The sequence below is a fragment of the Streptococcus parasanguinis genome, from assembly GCF_031582885.1.
In the GTDB taxonomy this organism is placed as follows: domain Bacteria; phylum Bacillota; class Bacilli; order Lactobacillales; family Streptococcaceae; genus Streptococcus; species Streptococcus parasanguinis_M.
Genome location: NZ_CP133988.1, coordinates 1,109,178 through 1,125,717, shown reverse-complemented (window position 1 = coordinate 1,125,717; position 16,540 = coordinate 1,109,178). Strand labels below are relative to the sequence as shown.

The 16,540-nt window shown below is 40.9% G+C and carries 13 protein-coding genes; 5 read left to right on the top strand and 8 right to left on the bottom strand.

Annotation, left to right across the window (positions count from 1 at the left end; all coding sequences use genetic code 11):
- Positions 1-1,212, top strand: a complete 1,212-nt coding sequence (locus tag RDV49_RS05310; protein ID WP_003008046.1) for an aminoacyltransferase — start codon at positions 1-3, stop codon at positions 1,210-1,212.
- Positions 1,213-1,217: 5 nt separating this feature from the next.
- Positions 1,218-2,453: an aminoacyltransferase gene (locus RDV49_RS05305; protein WP_003008049.1), complete on the top strand. Its 1,236-nt coding sequence runs from the start codon at positions 1,218-1,220 to the stop codon at positions 2,451-2,453.
- Between the two features lie 74 nt (positions 2,454-2,527).
- Here RDV49_RS05305 and tpiA read toward each other — a convergent pair whose 3' ends face one another.
- The 4 genes from tpiA to ftsW form a co-directional block, all read right to left on the bottom strand.
- Positions 2,528-3,286 carry a triose-phosphate isomerase gene (gene tpiA / locus RDV49_RS05300; protein ID WP_003008052.1) on the bottom strand — a complete coding sequence of 253 codons (759 nt, stop codon included), beginning with the start codon at positions 3,284-3,286 and terminating at the stop codon, positions 2,528-2,530.
- Positions 3,287-3,451: 165 nt separating this feature from the next.
- Positions 3,452-4,648 carry an elongation factor Tu gene (tuf, locus tag RDV49_RS05295; protein ID WP_003008055.1) on the bottom strand — a complete coding sequence of 399 codons (1,197 nt, stop codon included), beginning with the start codon at positions 4,646-4,648 and terminating at the stop codon, positions 3,452-3,454.
- Between the two features lie 278 nt (positions 4,649-4,926).
- Complete coding sequence (ppc, locus tag RDV49_RS05290) at positions 4,927-7,752, bottom strand: phosphoenolpyruvate carboxylase (protein WP_037608391.1); 2,826 nt, start codon at positions 7,750-7,752, stop codon at positions 4,927-4,929.
- Positions 7,753-7,790: 38 nt separating this feature from the next.
- Positions 7,791-9,032, bottom strand: a complete 1,242-nt coding sequence (ftsW, locus tag RDV49_RS05285) for a cell division peptidoglycan polymerase FtsW (RefSeq protein ID WP_003008061.1) — start codon at positions 9,030-9,032, stop codon at positions 7,791-7,793.
- Between the two features lie 248 nt (positions 9,033-9,280).
- Between ftsW and RDV49_RS05280 the strand changes: the two genes are divergently transcribed.
- The 3 genes from RDV49_RS05280 (at position 9,281) to RDV49_RS05270 (ending at position 11,417) form a co-directional block, all read left to right on the top strand.
- A complete protein-coding gene (locus RDV49_RS05280) occupies positions 9,281-10,156 on the top strand; it encodes a GH25 family lysozyme (protein WP_003008064.1) in 876 nt (291 codons plus the stop codon).
- A 141-nt stretch (positions 10,157-10,297) separates the two neighbouring features.
- Positions 10,298-10,771, top strand: a complete 474-nt coding sequence (locus RDV49_RS05275; RefSeq protein WP_049491117.1) for an aminoacyl-tRNA deacylase — start codon at positions 10,298-10,300, stop codon at positions 10,769-10,771.
- A 22-nt stretch (positions 10,772-10,793) separates the two neighbouring features.
- Positions 10,794-11,417, top strand: coding sequence for a histidine phosphatase family protein (locus tag RDV49_RS05270; RefSeq protein WP_003008068.1), 624 nt, complete (start codon positions 10,794-10,796; stop codon positions 11,415-11,417).
- A 36-nt stretch (positions 11,418-11,453) separates the two neighbouring features.
- Here RDV49_RS05270 and lysS read toward each other — a convergent pair whose 3' ends face one another.
- The 4 genes from lysS to RDV49_RS05250 all read right to left on the bottom strand — a co-directional run bounded on the left by lysS (position 11,454) and on the right by RDV49_RS05250 (position 16,388).
- Positions 11,454-12,944, bottom strand: coding sequence for a lysine--tRNA ligase (gene lysS, locus RDV49_RS05265; RefSeq protein WP_003008071.1), 1,491 nt, complete (start codon positions 12,942-12,944; stop codon positions 11,454-11,456).
- Between the two features lie 258 nt (positions 12,945-13,202).
- Positions 13,203-14,552: an ABC transporter permease gene (locus tag RDV49_RS05260; protein WP_003008077.1), complete on the bottom strand. Its 1,350-nt coding sequence runs from the start codon at positions 14,550-14,552 to the stop codon at positions 13,203-13,205.
- Positions 14,552-15,247: an ABC transporter ATP-binding protein gene (locus RDV49_RS05255; RefSeq protein WP_003002759.1), complete on the bottom strand. Its 696-nt coding sequence runs from the start codon at positions 15,245-15,247 to the stop codon at positions 14,552-14,554. The genes RDV49_RS05260 and RDV49_RS05255 overlap by 1 nt, the downstream gene beginning before the upstream one ends.
- Positions 15,231-16,388 carry an efflux RND transporter periplasmic adaptor subunit gene (locus RDV49_RS05250; protein ID WP_003008081.1) on the bottom strand — a complete coding sequence of 386 codons (1,158 nt, stop codon included), beginning with the start codon at positions 16,386-16,388 and terminating at the stop codon, positions 15,231-15,233. The genes RDV49_RS05255 and RDV49_RS05250 overlap by 17 nt, the downstream gene beginning before the upstream one ends.
- Positions 16,389-16,540: the final 152 nt, after the last annotated feature.

Sequence of the window (16,540 nt, the reverse complement as noted above, 5' to 3'; positions counted from 1 at the left end):
ATGTACCATTACCAGCTAGGAATTTCTGCTAGTGAGCATGATGACTTTGTTATTCAGAGTGACCAAACCAATCTCTTACAAAGCAGCTCATGGGCAAAAATCAAAGATAATTGGGGAAATGAACGGGTTGGTTTTTATCAAGAAGACCAATTAGTCGCTGTTGCAAGCATCTTGATTCAACCCCTGCCACTTGGCTTTTCCATGCTTTACATTCCTCGAGGCCCAATCATGGATTACCAAAACAAAGAGCTGGTTTCATATGTGATCCAGTCCCTTAAAAAAATTGCCAAACAATACAAGGCCTTGTTTGTGAAATTTGATCCAAGTCTTTTCTTGAGTAAACACTTGATTGGACAAGAAAAGACGGAAGCTCCTGCTGTGCAAGCGGTGATCGATACCCTAACAACAGAAGGGATTGAATGGACTGGCCGAACCAGTGATATGGCAGAAAATATCCAACCACGCTTTCAAGCAAATATCCACAAAGAGTTTTTCACCGAGCAAGATCTTTCAAAATCTACTCGACAAGCCATCCGAACTGCTCGAAACAAAGGGATCCAAGTCCAATTTGGCGGGACTGAATTGTTAGAGGACTTTGCTTCTCTCATGAAAAAGACTGAGGCTCGTAAAAGCATTCATTTACGTGGAAAAGACTACTACGAAAAACTACTCACAACCTACCAAGGACAATCCTACATTACTTTGTCTACTCTAGATCTCGAGAAACGGAAAAGCTCCCTTATAAAAGATCTTGAAAAAAACAAGGCAGAGGCTGAAAAATTCACAGAAAAAACAAAGCCTGGCAAGGTTGAGAACAACCAAAAAGAAAAAGAGCGTATAGAGGAAGAACTGCAATTTCTTGAGCAGCATCTCCAAGAAGGTAGACAGGTCGTTCCTTTATCCGGGACCTTAACCCTTGAATTCGGTGGGACGTCTGAAAATGTTTATGCAGGGATGGATGAAGAATTCCGCCGTTACCAACCTGCTATCCTCACTTGGTATGAAACTGCCCAACACGCTTTCGACCGTGGTGCTTCTTGGCAAAATATGGGGGGCATTGAAAATTCACTCGATGGTGGTCTCTATCATTTCAAATCAAAATTTAATCCTGTCATTGAAGAATTTGTTGGGGAATTCAACCTCCCAACCAGTCCACTCTATCCACTTGTAAACAAGGTCTACAAGATTCGGAAAAAATTAAGGAGTAAATAAGTTACATGACTCTTACGACAATTTCAAAAGAAGAATTTACCTCATTTGCAAATACTGTCTCCCATCGCTCTTTTATCCAGTCTGCTGAAATGGCAGATCTGCTTGAAAAGCGAGGAAACACGGTCCGATTTATCGCTTGGAAACAAGAAGATCAAGTCCAAGTGGCAGCGATCTTGTACAGTCTTCCTATGACAGGTGGTCTCCATATGGAAATCAATTCTGGTCCCCTTTACCAAGAGGAGGCTATGCTAGAACCCTTCTATGCAGCCTTAAAAGACTATGCGAAAGAGAATGGAGCTATTGAACTCGTTATCAAGCCCTATGATACCTATCAAACTTTTGACAGTGACGGCAATCCAACCAGTGAAGAGCAAACCCATTTCATGGATACCCTAAAAAAATTGGGCTATCAGCATGATGGTTTAACAACAGGTTATCCAGGAGGAGAAGGTGATTGGCACTATGTAAAAGATATGGAGGGCATCACCGAAAAAAATCTTCTCAAGAGCTTCAGTAAAAAAGGAAAGCCACTTGTCAAAAAAGCCAAATCTTTCGGTATTGAACTGAAACGATTAAACCGGGATGAACTACAACTTTTCAAGGATATTACTTCTTCTACTAGTGACCGTCGAGACTATCAAGATAAGACCTTGGATTATTACCAAACCTTCTATGATAGTTTTGGCGACAAAGCAGATTTCATGATCGCAACGCTGAACTTTCACCAATACTACACCAATCTTGAAAAAGACCAAGGAAAACTAGCACAGAAGATTGAGAAATTACAGAAAGATCTTGAAGTCAACCCACATTCAGAGAAAAAACAAAATCAACTTCGTGAATTCTCTAGCCAGTTTGATACCTTTGAGGTGAGAAAGAAGGAAGCGAAAGAATATATAGAAAAATATGGAGATCAAGACGTCATTCTTGCAGGAAGCCTCTTCGTCTATATGCCACAAGAATCCACCTATTTATTCAGTGGCTCTTATACAGAATTTAACAAGTTCTATGCTCCTGCTGTTCTCCAAGAATATATGATGCTTGAAACCATCAAACGTGGTATCCCAAGATATAACTTCCTTGGTATTCAAGGAATCTTTGACGGGTCAGATGGTGTGCTTCGTTTCAAACAGAATTTCAATGGCTACATCGTCCGTAAGATGGGGACCTTCCGTTATTACCCAAGTCCTCTGAAATACAAACTGATTTCTCTCATTAAGAAACTATTAGGACGTTCCTAACTCAAAAGACCAGCTCTGAAGCTGGTCTTTTCTACTATAAAAAAGACGAGAACCCTCTCGCCTTTTAGATGTCATTATTTAACGAAGTCAAGCAATGCCAAGAAGCTTTCTGGATCAAGTGATGCACCACCAACAAGAGCTCCGTCAACGTCTGGACAAGCCATGTATTCAGCAACGTTTTCAGGTTTCACTGAACCACCGTATTGAACACGTACTTTGTCAGCCACTTCTTGACCAAAGTCAGCAGCTACAACGTCACGAACAACTTTACACATTTTTTGTGCGTCGTCTTGTGAAGCTGATTTACCAGTACCGATCGCCCAGATTGGTTCGTATGCGATAACTGTTGAAGCGACTTGTTCTGCAGTCAATCCAGCAAGAGCAGCTGATACTTGAGCCCCTACGAATTCTGCTGCTTTACCAGCTTCGTAAGTTTCAAGGCTTTCACCACAACAGATGATTGGAAGCATACCGTTCGCAAAGATTGCTTTTGCTTTTTTGTTGATATCTTCATCAGTTTCATGGAAGTAGTCACGACGTTCTGAGTGACCAATAACAACGTAGTCAGTACCGATTTCTTTCAAAACTTGTGGGCTAGTTTCACCAGTGAAGGCACCGGCATTTTCAAAGTAAGTGTTTTGGGCAGCAACTTTAAGGTTTGAACCTTTAGCAGCAGCAAGAACAGCTGTCAAGTCAACTGCAGGAGCTGCGATACCAGCTTCAACAAGGTCAGCTGAAGGAAGTTTTGATGCTACAGCTTCAACGAATGCTTTTGCTTCTTCTGGATTTTTGTTCATTTTCCAGTTACCAGCGATAAATGGTTTACGTGACATTTCACATACCTCTTTTTTCTAATTTTATACTATCTATTTTACCATAATTTTCGTTATAATGAAAGATTGCACAAGATCATTTTACTTTTTGCCAAAAATAAAAACCCCGTCTTCACGGGGTTTTCTGTCTGTCTATATAATTGTTAATCTGGGAACTAGATCGAATTAAGCTTCGATTTCAGTAACCATACCTGAACCAACAGTACGTCCACCTTCACGGATTGAGAATGTAGTACCTTGTTCAACGGCGATTGGGTGGATCAACTCAACGTCGATAGTCACGTTATCACCAGGCATTACCATTTCAGTTCCAGCTGGAAGTTCGATAGATCCAGTTACGTCAGTTGTACGGAAGTAGAACTGTGGACGGTAGTTGTTGAAGAATGGAGTATGACGTCCACCTTCTTCTTTAGTAAGGATGTAAACTTCACCTTTGAATTTAGTGTGTGGGTTGATTGAACCTGGTTTAGCGATAACTTGTCCACGTTCGATTTCATCACGTTGGATACCACGAAGAAGCACACCAACGTTATCCCCTGCAAGACCTTCGTCAAGTTGTTTACGGAACATTTCAACACCAGTAACAACTGCTTTTTGGATTTCGTCTTTGATACCAACGATTTCGATTTCGTCGTTGACACGAACAACACCACGGTCGATACGTCCTGAAGCAACTGTACCACGTCCAGTGATTGAGAATACGTCTTCGACTGGAAGAAGCAATGGTTTGTCAGTATCGCGTTCTGGTTCTGGGATGTACTCATCAACAGTATCCATCAATTCCATGATGATGTCTTCATATTTAGAGTCACCTTCAAGAGCTTTAAGAGCTGAACCTTGGATAACTGGAAGGTCATCACCTGGGAAATCGTATTCTGAAAGAAGGTCACGGATTTCCATTTCAACCAATTCAAGCAATTCTTCATCGTCAACCAAGTCAACTTTGTTCATGAAGACGATCAAGTGTTTAACACCAACCTGACGTGAAAGAAGGATGTGTTCACGTGTTTGTGGCATTGGTCCGTCAGTTGAAGCTACTACAAGGATAGCTCCGTCCATTTGAGCGGCACCAGTGATCATGTTTTTAACGTAGTCCGCGTGTCCTGGAGCGTCGATGTGAGCGTAGTGACGTTTAGCAGTTTCGTACTCAACGTGTGCAGTGTTGATGGTGATACCGCGTTCGCGTTCTTCTGGAGCAGCATCAATAGACGCATAGTCTTTAGGTTGGTTAACTGATGAAGGCAAGCGACGTGCCAAAACAGTTGTGATTGCTGCAGTTAGGGTAGTTTTACCGTGGTCAACGTGTCCGATTGTACCGATGTTAACGTGCGGTTTACTACGATCGTATTTTTCTTTTGCCATTTGAGTAAAAGCCTCCAATAAAATATATTTTATAGATAGACAGTAGGCAATACAGTCTAACTTTCCTTACTATTCTATCGAATTTTAGATAAAATTGCAAGCCTTTTACCTATATTTTCTTAATTATTCCTCTTCTTTTCTTTTATTTTATCAGCTTGCTGAAAGATCCTGATCTAGCTTTGAAAATTCTCATTTTAAATCTTCTATTTAAGCCATTACATACCTTTTGGTCCTTTAATATCAGGGACTAAAAAAATCGGAACAATGTTCCGATTTTTTTAACCTGAATTTCGTAATCCTGTAGCCACTCCATTGATCGTAATATGGATTAGCTTGTCTTGATCGGCTGGTAGTTGTCCAGTCCGTTGACGTCGAATCAATTCTAACTGAATATAGTTCAAGACGTTAAAGTATGGCATCCGATAGTCCAAACTTTCTTTCAAATAAGGATTTTCAGCGAGCAACTCGTCTTGTTCCTCAATCATCAAGATGATGTCCTTGGTCAATTGCCATTCATGTAAGATAATCTGATAGATATTGCGAACTTCTTCTTCTTCACACAATTGGGCGTACTCAAAAGCAATGTCCATGTTGGCTTTGGATAAGACCATGTCCACATTTGATAAGAGAGATTGGAAGAAAGGCCAGTTTTTATACATGTATCGAAGGGTTTCGATATTCTCAGGATCCTCATCGATATATTCCTTAAAGCTAGAACCTACTCCATACCAACCAGGGAACATCACCCGACTTTGTGACCAAGAGAAGACCCAAGGAATAGCACGCAAACCACCAATTTCTGTAATGGTCTTACGAGCAGCTGGACGTGAACCAATATTAAAACTTGAAATTGCTTTGATCGGACTTGATTCAAAGAAGTAATCATAGAAGTGCTCATTTCCAAAGACCAAATCACGATAGATATCGTAACTGCGATTCACGACTTTATCCATGACTTCCCCGAAACGATCAAACATAGAAAATGGACTCTTTTGTTCGGCAATCATTCGGTTAATGGTTGCAGAAACGAGCATTTCAAGGTTGTAGTAGGCAGCATCTTTATTTCCATATTTATTGCCGATTACTTCCCCTTGCTCAGTTAAGCGGATGCGGTCATTAATGGATTTCAACGGTTGAGACGTGATGGCTTCATAAGTAGGACCTCCACCACGGCCAACAGTCCCACCACGACCATGGAAGAAGGTAATCTTCACTCCAAACTCATCTCCGATAGCGGTCAATTGTTGTTGGGCTTTAAAGAGGGTCCAACAAGAAGACAAGTAGCCACCATCCTTGTTAGAATCCGAGTAACCTAACATAATTTCTTGGTAGTTGTTCTTGGAAGCAATCCAACGTTTGGCAATTGGAAGAGACAAGTAGCTTCTCATAGTTTCTTCTGAATGATCCAAATCTTCGATTGTTTCAAATAAAGGTACGATTTGCACGCGAGCTTTTTCCGTATCAACTAAGCCCACTTCTTTCAACATCACAGCCAATTCCAACATATCTGATACACTTGTTGCATGAGAAATGATGTTTTGACGAATGACTTCTTCTCCTAAACGATCCTTCAATTCACGAGCTGTTTGGAAAATTGCCAATTCTTTTTCAAGTAGTTCAGATTTTTCAGCATGGGTGGCTGATAAAATCCGTGGGTCTTCTAAGAGTTCTTTCAAGAGAACTTGACACTTTTCTTCCTCTGATAAATCAGAATAATGGTCATTAATCCCTGCTGATTTCAATAATTCTGCTACACAGGCTTCATGCACACTAGAATCCTGGCGCATATCAATAGAGGCGAGATAGAATCCAAAAACATCGATGGCTTCTAGAAGTTCTGTAAATTCACCCGAAATCAAATACTCTGACTTGTTTTCTAACAAGGAATCTTTGATCTTTTTAAGGTCTTCTTTAAATTCTTGAGCAGAGGCATAAGCTGGAGCTTCTTTCTCAGAAATTTTCTTTAAAGCTCCAGAGATACGATTGCCGATATAATCAGAAACTGGCCCTTGTTGATGAGCGTTTGCTCCTAATAACCTCTCGACAGCATAACGATCTTCTCTAGTTTCCCCAACCATCGTCCATTCTTTTAAGTTGACCAAGGTTTGGATCAATTTTGACTGAATATAGTGGAAAGCACGACGGTATGGCTCTTTTTCACGAAAAACAGATGTATCACTTGATAGGGCTGCCATTTCAGCTACTGCTTCACTTGTTTTAGAAAGACTCGTTGAAAGTGAGAAATGACGGTATAATTTAGAAATCTTTTCGATATAATAGTTCAAAATGACTTCACTTTGAATGGTTGCAGAACGTTTCAAGGTCTCAGCTGTTACAAACGGATTTCCATCCCGGTCTCCCCCAATCCACATGCCCATTGTAATTGGACGTGGTTGTTCAAGCTCTAATCCATGCTCTTTTGCCAAGCGTTTGTACTCCAACATCAAGTTTGGAACAGCTTGCAAGAAGGAGCTATTGTAATATTCCATGACGTTGGTGATCTCATTGGTCACCTTCAATTTTTTATCACGGATCATATCCGTTTGCATCATAATTTCAATATTACAACGAAGGTTATTATACCACTTGTTTTCATTAATCAATCCCGCTTTAACATCCCGGTGTTGACGAAGAAGAGCATGGATATGATTAGTCAGATCCAGCATAGTCTTTCTTTGCACTTGAGTTGGATGGGCTGTTAAAACCGGTACAATATTGAGATTTTCAAGAATTTCTTGCGCATCTTCATTCTTCGCAACTTCTTTAATGGTTGAAGAAAGTTTTCCAAGGTATTCGCCATCCACATTATTCAAATGATTGATTTCATAGGCCAAATCGACATCTTCTGAGATGTTAATCAAGAGTGGTAAAATCGCAAAATAACGTGAAATCACTGTCATCTCTTCATTAGATAGTTGTCCCACTAGTTGATTCAAGTCGCGGTAATTCTGTGTTTTTGATAAATCCTTCAACTGTGTAATTTTATCAAAGGTTTCCGGACGAACCAAATTTTTAGTAATATCATCTAATAAATCTGTTAGAATTTCGACCTCTTCTGTAAGAATGCCTTTATTCCTATAGTTCTCTAATTTTTTTAAAACCATTTTTTCTCCTTTTTGAAAAGCCATTCAACAATTCCCTTTTAATAATAAGGTTTGATTTTACCTTTTTCTTCAAAAACCATGCCTTCTTGTTCCATCTTGGCCCGTTTTTCACTCGCATCGATATTCAAAACAAAAGCAATCGCTACGGATAAGACCCATAAGCTATTTCCCCCTTGAGATAAGAAGGGGAAGGTCACACCTGTAGACGGAATCAAACCAGAAATACCTCCGATGTTAATGAAGGTTTGTACCAAGATCATCCCACCGATCCCAATGGCCATCATCGAATTAAAAGGATTCTTTGCTCGAATACCGACTAAAATGATCCGAAGAATTAAGAAGAATAAGAGAGCAAGGATCAAACTAGCTCCAACAAAACCTAATTCTTCAATCACAATCGCAAACACAAAGTCTGTGTGCGCTTCTGGTAAGTAACCTTGTTTTTCAATGGAATTTCCTAGCCCCAAGCCAAACCAACCACCGTTACTCATGGCATAGTAGGAATTAGCTAATTGGTGACCTGCGCCAGACAAGTCATTAAAGGGGTTAAAGAAGGCACTAAAACGTTTGGCCACATAACCAAAGACAGGAATTTTAGCGACACGATCCACACCGATGATCCATATTGAACCAAGTACAATGGTGGATGCTCCAACAACTAAACCAAGTAAAGAGGTAAACCAACGGTAGCCCACTCCACTAGCCGTAATCATAATCAAGACCGTCAAGGCCAAGATCGTTGCATTTCCCAAGTCCGGCATAATCACAACGATTCCAATCAGAATCAAGGTCAGCCAACGCCAATCGTTTAAATTCCTTGGGATCCATTCATTGTGGGTCAAGGCTTGATAATCATAATCGCGTATCTCGTCTTGTCGTTTAGAAAAGATCAAGGCTAGATACCAGACTAAGATCACCTTAAGGTACTCCGCTGGCTGGATACTGAATCCTCCAGGAATTGTCAACCAACCATGAGCTCCATTGACCGTATCTGTGATAAACCTAGACAAAATCAACAAAATCACTTCAATAAAGATGACAAAAGCCAGCACTTTTTTATTTCGAAGAAACTTTAAGCTAAATTTATAAATCAAGGCGATGGTTAGGAGACTAAGGATAAAAAAGAGTCCCTGTGTCCGCACCATCCGAGTAGAACTCACTCCACTTTGAATTGCCAAGGCACTTGTTGTCGAATAGACTACAATCAAACCAATAATGGATAAAATCAAATAGGGAATGAGGATGGAATAATTTAAAAGATGTCTTTTTTCAATTTTCATAATTCACCATATTCCTAATGTTCAACCTTCATTATATCATTTTTAAGAAGCAAAACCAAGGAAAGGCCAGAAAAGATTCGGCTTCTTCTCTATTTTCCAGAAATATTCTTAATATCTTTCTTATTTTCATATATTTTTATCCTTTTTCGATGAAAAGATTCCTTTTTTTTGAAAATAATGGCTGAAATTGGGATCTTTTAAGCATTAACTTTTGCCTTTTCGTTTTTTTTACGGTAAAATGATTCTGTATGAGAAAAAGGATAAAACCCGTTGTTCTCTTGGTCTTTTTTATCAGTTTCATTTCTTTTCTCGTTCTTTCACGAACAATTGCTGATATGCAAGCAAGAGCACAACAAGAAACAACCCAAACGATTCCGAACTCCAATACACCTCGAAAAACAACTACTGCAAGCTCTTCTTCTAAAAAAGAGGAAGACATCAATCCAGAACTGGTTGACCGCCCGATCATTGATATCTCAGGCTGGCAATTGCCTAGTGAAATTGATTACGATGTCCTCTCCCAAAATGTGGGAGGTGTGATCGTTCGTGTCCATAGTGGGGCTCAAGCTAAAAAGGAAAATGCAGCAACCTACTTAAATGGTCTGGATAAATCTTTTAAAACCCATATCCAAGAATTCCAAAAACGAAATATCCCAGTCGCAGTCTATGCTTATGTCGCGGCTAAGGATAAAAAAGAAATGGAAAAAGAAGCAGAAGAATTTTACAAGGCTGCTTCTCCTTACAAACCGACCTACTATTGGTTAGACGTTGAGGAAAAAACCATGAAGGATATGAACGCAGGTGTTGAAGCTTTCCGAGCAAAACTACAAGCTTTGGGTGCAAAAAATATTGGACTCTATATCGGAACCTACTTCATGGAAGAACATAGTATCTCCACTGATAAATTTACGGCTCTTTGGATTCCTACTTATGGATTTGATGATGGCTACTACAATGCCGCGCCAGATACCAATACGGAATACGACTTGCATCAATATACCTCTCAAGGGCAATTAAATGGATTCTCACACTACTTGGATCTCAACCAAATTGCTCCGACGCAAGACCAAGAAGCGATTTATCGGAAACTTTTCAAGGTACAAAAAGATAACTCTTCCTCATAGCCTTAAAACAGCAGATCAAGTGATCTTCACTTTTTCTGCTGTTTTCTATTTTCAAAGGGGAAGGTAATATCGCCACTATTATATGTTATAATGGTCTAATGAAATCTGATTTTGTAGAGAAAATGAAAAAAGGAGAAAGCCATGGCAAAAAAAAATAAAGTAAAAAAAACCTTGGTCGAGCAGATCTTAACAAAAGCAAAAATTGAGCACGTAGGCTTACAAATCAACGCTTTAGAAGGGATCTTACCAGAAGGGATTGATCGCTCTACTATTTTCAAAACCCTAGCTCTCAAAGGTGATAAAACGGGTCCAGTGATTGGGATCATTCCTATCACAGAGCATCTTTCAGAGAAAAAATTGGCCAAATTATCAGGAAATAAGAAAGTGGCAATGATTCCTCAAAAGGATCTCGAAAAAACAACAGGTTATATTCATGGTGCCAATAATCCCGTGGGCATTCGTCAAAAGCATCCTTTCCCAATCTTTTTCGATGAATCAGCCCTTCAGTTAGAGACCATGATCGTATCTGCCGGGGAAATCGGCCATAGTATTCAAATCAAACCACAACTTCTAGCAGACTTCGTACAAGCGACTTTTGCAGATATTTTAGAATAACGACAGAGAAGGAGACAAGATTGTGAAACTATATTTTATACGACACGGACGGACAGAATGGAATGAAGAAGGACGTTTTCAGGGATCAAATGGCGATTCTCCGCTGTTACCAGCCTCTATTCATCAGCTTGAAAAACTAGGAAAGCACTTAGCTAGCGTTCCATTTGATGCAGCCTATACAAGTGATCTTCCACGGGCTGTTCATACTGCACAGATCATCATTGATCAATTAGAGAAACCTATAGTATTGCAACTAACTTCTGCTCTTCGTGAGTGGAAGTTAGGAAAATTGGAAGGAGCTAAGATCGCTACAATCACGTCCATTTATCCCCAACAAATGGATGCCTTTCGACATAACCTAGCCCGTTTCCAAAATGAAATCTTTGATGCAGAATCGGTTTATGATACAACCAAACGGACCTGCGATTTTGTAAAAAGTTTGAAAGGAAAAGAACTCGATACTGTTCTCATCGTTGGACATGGGGCTAATTTGACAGCTTCTATTCGAACCTTGCTTGGTTATGAAACAGGAGAACTCCGCAAAAATGGCGGACTAGATAATGCCAGCGTGACGATTCTGACAACAGATGATTTTGAGCACTATCACTTAGATACTTGGAACGACACCTCTTATATGGAAGACTAAAAAACACTGATCTTGCGATCAGTGTTTTCTTTTAGCTTATTTCATAGTTGGGAAGAGAAGAACGTCGCGAATCGTTGTTACATTGGTCAACAACATAACGAGACGGTCAATACCAATTCCAAGTCCACCTGTTGGTGGCATACCATATTCAAGGGCTTCAACATAGTCATAGTCGATGCCTGTAGCTTCGTCATCTCCCAATTCTTTGGCACGCGCTTGCGCTTCAAAACGTTGCAATTGATCGATTGGATCATTCAATTCCGTGAAGGCATTGGCATACTCTTTGGTCATAATGAAGAGTTCGAAACGGTCAGTGAAGCGTGGGTCTTCTGGATTTTTCTTAGCCAATGGAGATACTGCTACTGGGTGACCGTAAACAAAAGTTGGTTGTGTCAAAGTTTCTTCAACGAATTCTTCGAAGAAGGCATTGATAATTTGTCCCACTTCTGTGTAGTGTTTTTCAACTGGCACATGTTTTTCGTTTGCAAGTGCTACAGCTTCTTCAAAGGTCATGTCTTGCCAGAAGTCAACACCTGTGATTTCTTTGATCGCATCAACCATGTGAACCCGTTTGAATGGTTCGTTGATTTTGATTTCTGTTCCTTGATAGTCAATTGGACCATCACCATGGACCGCTTTCGCAGCATGTTGGATAATGCCTTCTGTTAAGTCCATGATATCGTGGAAGTCAGCGTAAGCTTGGTAGACTTCGATCGAAGTGAACTCAGGGTTGTGAGTGGCATCCATTCCTTCGTTACGGAAGATCCGTCCGATTTCGTAAACGCATTCCATCCCACCAACAATCAAACGTTTCAAGTGGAGCTCAGTCGCGATACGAAGCACCATATCAATGTTTTGTGCATTGTGGTGAGTGATAAATGGTTTGGCAGCCGCACCACCAGCTTCATTGTGAAGCACTGGTGTTTCCACTTCAAGGAATCCTTGACCATCTAAATAACGACGGATTTCAGAGATGATTTTTGAACGGGTTACAAAGCGTTCGAAGCTTTCACGGTTTGAAATCAAATCCAAATAACGTTTGCGATAGATGGTTTCAACATCTGAAAGTCCGTGGAATTTTTCAGGCAAAGGACGAAGGGCTTTTGACAAGTGAGTGATATGAGTTGCTTTAATCGAAAGTTCACCCATATCTGTGCGCATGATTTCCCCTTCAACACCAAGGAAATCACCAAGGTCTGCTTTTTTGAAGATCTCGTAGTTTTCTTCTCCAACTGCATCCTTACGAACGTAGATCTGAATTTGACCTTCACGGTCTTGAAGATGGGCAAAGCCAACCTTTCCTTTTCCACGTTTTGTTACAAGACGACCGGCAATAATAGCTGTTTCGTTCAAGTCGTGGAGTTGTTCTTTATCTAATTCTGAATATTTTTCTTTTAATTGACCTGAATTTGCAGTGCGTTCGAATCGCTTCCCAAATGGATCGATTCCTTGTTCACGAAGGGCCGCCATTTTCTCACGACGGACAATCTGCTGGTCATTTAATTCTTCCATATGTTCAGTAGTCATTTGGAACCTCCTAAGTTATTCTCTCCTATTCTATCATATTTAGGCCAGAAATTCACTAATATTTACCAATTAAACAAAAATAAGAAGGAAGAAAAAATGCAGCTTCTTGAATGAATACTCTAAAACATCTGAAGACCGTCGTTGACTACCTAAATAGCTTGACCTGTATAAGACAATATGATTGAAAAGGGTTCGACAAAAGTACAAAAAAGGAGCGTGGTGAATCCTGAACCATTCATCCTGACCCGCTCCTATTTTTTATTCATAACGCAGTGCTTCGATCGGATTTAACTTAGAAGCCTTATTCGCTGGTAAAATTCCAAAGATGATGCCTACAAAAGCAGAGAAAATAATACTGCCGATGGCGACATTTAAGGAAATAATCGGTGGTCCTTCTAGGGAGGCTGCTGCGAGTGTAGTAATCAAGCTATTCACACCATAAGCAAGGCCAAGTCCAATCAGCCCACCAATGATGGTCAAGACCATCGACTCAATCAAAAATTGAACCAGAATCTTACCTCGGGTTGCTCCCAATGCTTTGCGAAGGCCAATTTCTCTCGTCCGCTCAGTGACAGAAACCAACATGATATTCATGACTCCGATCCCACCAACTAAGAGAGAAATCCCAGCAATAGCTCCGATTACTGATGTCATAATTCCTACTACTTTGTTGGTTTCCTCTAGGATGCTATCCAAATTAAAGATTTGAAATTCTCCCTGGCGAACACCTGAAAGTTCTGTTAACTTTTGAGCAGCTTCGATCCCGACGGTTTTGATCTGCTTCACATCCGGCACATGGACGACAATATTTTGAATTTCATCCGTTCCGAATTCAGATGCCAGCTGGGTATTGGCCATCAAGGCGCTTCCACCTGAAGAAGCTCCATAGAGGGCTGTCCCTGCATTTGGATCCTTGAAAATACCAACGACACGATAATTGTTGTCCCCAACAGAGACCACCTGATTCAGTGGATTCTCCGTTCCAAATAATTGTTGGGCCAATCCTTCATCAAGGAGCACCACCCGGGAGAAATTACTATAGTCTGAAGGGGTTAATTTTCGTCCAGATAAGAGTTCAACCTTTTTGACAGAAAAATAGGTTTCATTTACCCCTTGGATGTTTACCCCTTCTGCTTTTTTCTTTTGAAAAGCAATGGTTGCATTGGAGGTATTGCTAACATAGTAACCATCGATGCCTTGAATCTTGGTTAATTCCTTAACCCAAGATTCTTGCACAACTGGTGGTGCTTCTTGGACTTGACCATCAACATCTTCAGCGTTTTCCCCATCGATATCCGATGGAGCAGCCATCCCTCGGTCTTCAGCTGCAGGGCCACTTTCGCCTCCGCCTCCGCCTTCTCCTTCTCCAGTATCATCAGAAGGGCCAATATTGATTCCTGTTACATAGCCACTCTTGTTGGGAGAATAGGAGATTTGTACATACTCTTGGTCCTTGGTGAAGGTCTTGGTGACACCAGCTTTCATACCATCTCCCAGAGCCATGATGACAACGACAGAAGCGACCCCAATAATGATCCCTACCATGGTCAAGAAAGACCGTAATTTATGGCTCATAATCGAGCTGATCGCAAATTTCCAATTTTGCATTAGGTCCCCCTTTCCAGCTTGCTATCTGAGGAGATCACTCCATCACGAATGACGATGCGGCGATGCGCAAAGGCTGCAATTTCTGGCTCGTGTGTAACCATGATAATGGTTTTTCCTTCTTGGTTTAGCTTGGTTAACAAGTCCATTATTTGCTCCCCCGTCTTGGTATCTAGGGCTCCAGTCGGCTCATCTGCTAAGACGATGGCTGGCTGATTGACAAGGGCTCGAGCAATCGCAACCCGCTGTTTTTGACCCCCTGAGAGTTCCGACGGCAAATGGTGCATGCGAGAATGGAGCTCCACCTTTTCAAGGTACTGCTCAGCTAATTCCTTCCGTTTAGCAGGATGAACCCCTGCATAAATGAGAGGCAGTTCTACATTTTGAAAGGCATTGAGCTTAGAGAGAAGAAAGAATTGTTGAAAGACAAAACCGATCTGTTCATTTCGAACACGTGCTAATTTTTTCTCACTGAGATTTCCAACCTCCTGACCTTCTAGGAAATACTCTCCACTGGTCGGGCGGTCCAACAAGCCAATGACGTTCATCAAGGTCGATTTCCCTGAGCCAGATGGACCCATAATGGCCACAAATTCTCCCTCTTCGACTTCTAAATCGATGTCTTTTAAGACACGAAGTTCCTGATCCCCATTTTTATAGGTTTTATTAATTCCTTTTAGCTCAATCAATTTTGTCATATTTTCCGATCTCTTTTCCATCTTCCAGTTTCTCATTAGGATTCACAATAACTTGAGCATCTTTCTTCAAGCCTGACAAGATTTCCTGGTTTTCAGCATCGGCGTTACCAAGAGTTACTTTTACTTTCTTAGCCTTGCCATTTTCGACCGTCCATACATAACTCGTATCCCCATCAGCCATGACACTTGTCACGGGAACAAGGGGATGTTGAGTAGAACTTTTGACTTCAATATTGACAGAAAAGCCTTGTTTGAGTTCTCCAATCTCACTGGTAATATCCACTGTAAATGGGTACTTGGCTCCACCGCTTCCTTGTGTTCCACCTGCTGCATTGGCACCTGCTTGACCCGCGTCAGTCGGATAGTTCGCTACATAAGAAATCTTTCCTGTCCAGGTTTTATCCGGATAAACCTTGGAAGTGAGGACCACTTCCTGACCCTCAGAGATATTGGCCAAATTGTATTCAGATAATTCCCCTTTAACTTGTAAATTCCCGTTGCTCACAATGTGAACCAGAGTTTGGTTGGTCCCTGTAGTCGATTTTGAAACATCTTTATTGACTTCGACCACGGTACCATCTGTATTACTCCTGACTGTTGTCGCATCCAGAAGAGCCTTAGCCTTGTTCATATTATCGACCGCATCTGACTTAGCATCTCGTAAATCGCTAGCTTGAGAATCGACTGTTCGTTGGGTCTGCGAAGCCGATTTGGCATCTGCTTCTTCATCTCCTGTCGTATCAATGGTCACACCATTTGTCAGTAAATCATTTAACTGACGATCTGCCTTATTGACAGCACGAACGGCTGCATCATAAGCGGTTTGGGCCTCTGTACTGCTATACTGAACAATCGGCTGACCGGCTGTTACTTGATCTCCTACATTGACCAAAATCGACTGCAAATCCCCTTTGGTTCCATCAAAATAGACATACTGCTCCTGGTTGGCAGTGACTTTCCCAGTTAACAAGACTGAAGAAGCGATCGATCCATCCTTGACCGTTTGCACCATTGGAGTTTCTTTCGTGATTGCTTGATCAGGAGTACTTGGGTGCGAAAACACCATCACACTTCCTGTTCCAATCACCGCAATAGCTGCACCTGCAGCTGCAAATAGTTGCCATTTTTTCAATTTCTTCATCGTTTTTCTCCATCAAAGAAAGCGTTTTATTCTATACCATAGTATACCATATTTCCTTACTTTTCTATCTAAAATTGACACGGCAACATGAAATTTAAATGCTTGGTAACATGCTAAACCCTTGACTTTTGTAACAGTTGATATTACAATCA

Excerpts from the sequence above, each read along its gene's own strand:
- RDV49_RS05255 (WP_003002759.1), bottom strand. The coding sequence starts at position 15,247 with ATGACAAAATTGATTGAGCTAAAAGGAATTAATAAAACCTATAAAAAT.
- tpiA (WP_003008052.1), bottom strand. The coding sequence starts at position 3,286 with ATGTCACGTAAACCATTTATCGCTGGTAACTGGAAAATGAACAAAAAT.
- ppc (WP_037608391.1), bottom strand. The coding sequence starts at position 7,752 with ATGGTTTTAAAAAAATTAGAGAACTATAGGAATAAAGGCATTCTTACA.
- lysS (WP_003008071.1), bottom strand. The coding sequence starts at position 12,944 with ATGACTACTGAACATATGGAAGAATTAAATGACCAGCAGATTGTCCGT.
- RDV49_RS05310 (WP_003008046.1), top strand. The coding sequence starts at position 1 with ATGTACCATTACCAGCTAGGAATTTCTGCTAGTGAGCATGATGACTTT.
- RDV49_RS05250 (WP_003008081.1), bottom strand. The coding sequence starts at position 16,388 with ATGAAGAAATTGAAAAAATGGCAACTATTTGCAGCTGCAGGTGCAGCT.
- RDV49_RS05305 (WP_003008049.1), top strand. The coding sequence starts at position 1,218 with ATGACTCTTACGACAATTTCAAAAGAAGAATTTACCTCATTTGCAAAT.
- RDV49_RS05280 (WP_003008064.1), top strand. The coding sequence starts at position 9,281 with ATGAGAAAAAGGATAAAACCCGTTGTTCTCTTGGTCTTTTTTATCAGT.
- tuf (WP_003008055.1), bottom strand. The coding sequence starts at position 4,648 with ATGGCAAAAGAAAAATACGATCGTAGTAAACCGCACGTTAACATCGGT.
- RDV49_RS05260 (WP_003008077.1), bottom strand. The coding sequence starts at position 14,552 with ATGCAAAATTGGAAATTTGCGATCAGCTCGATTATGAGCCATAAATTA.
- RDV49_RS05275 (WP_049491117.1), top strand. The coding sequence starts at position 10,298 with ATGGCAAAAAAAAATAAAGTAAAAAAAACCTTGGTCGAGCAGATCTTA.
- ftsW (WP_003008061.1), bottom strand. The coding sequence starts at position 9,032 with ATGAAAATTGAAAAAAGACATCTTTTAAATTATTCCATCCTCATTCCC.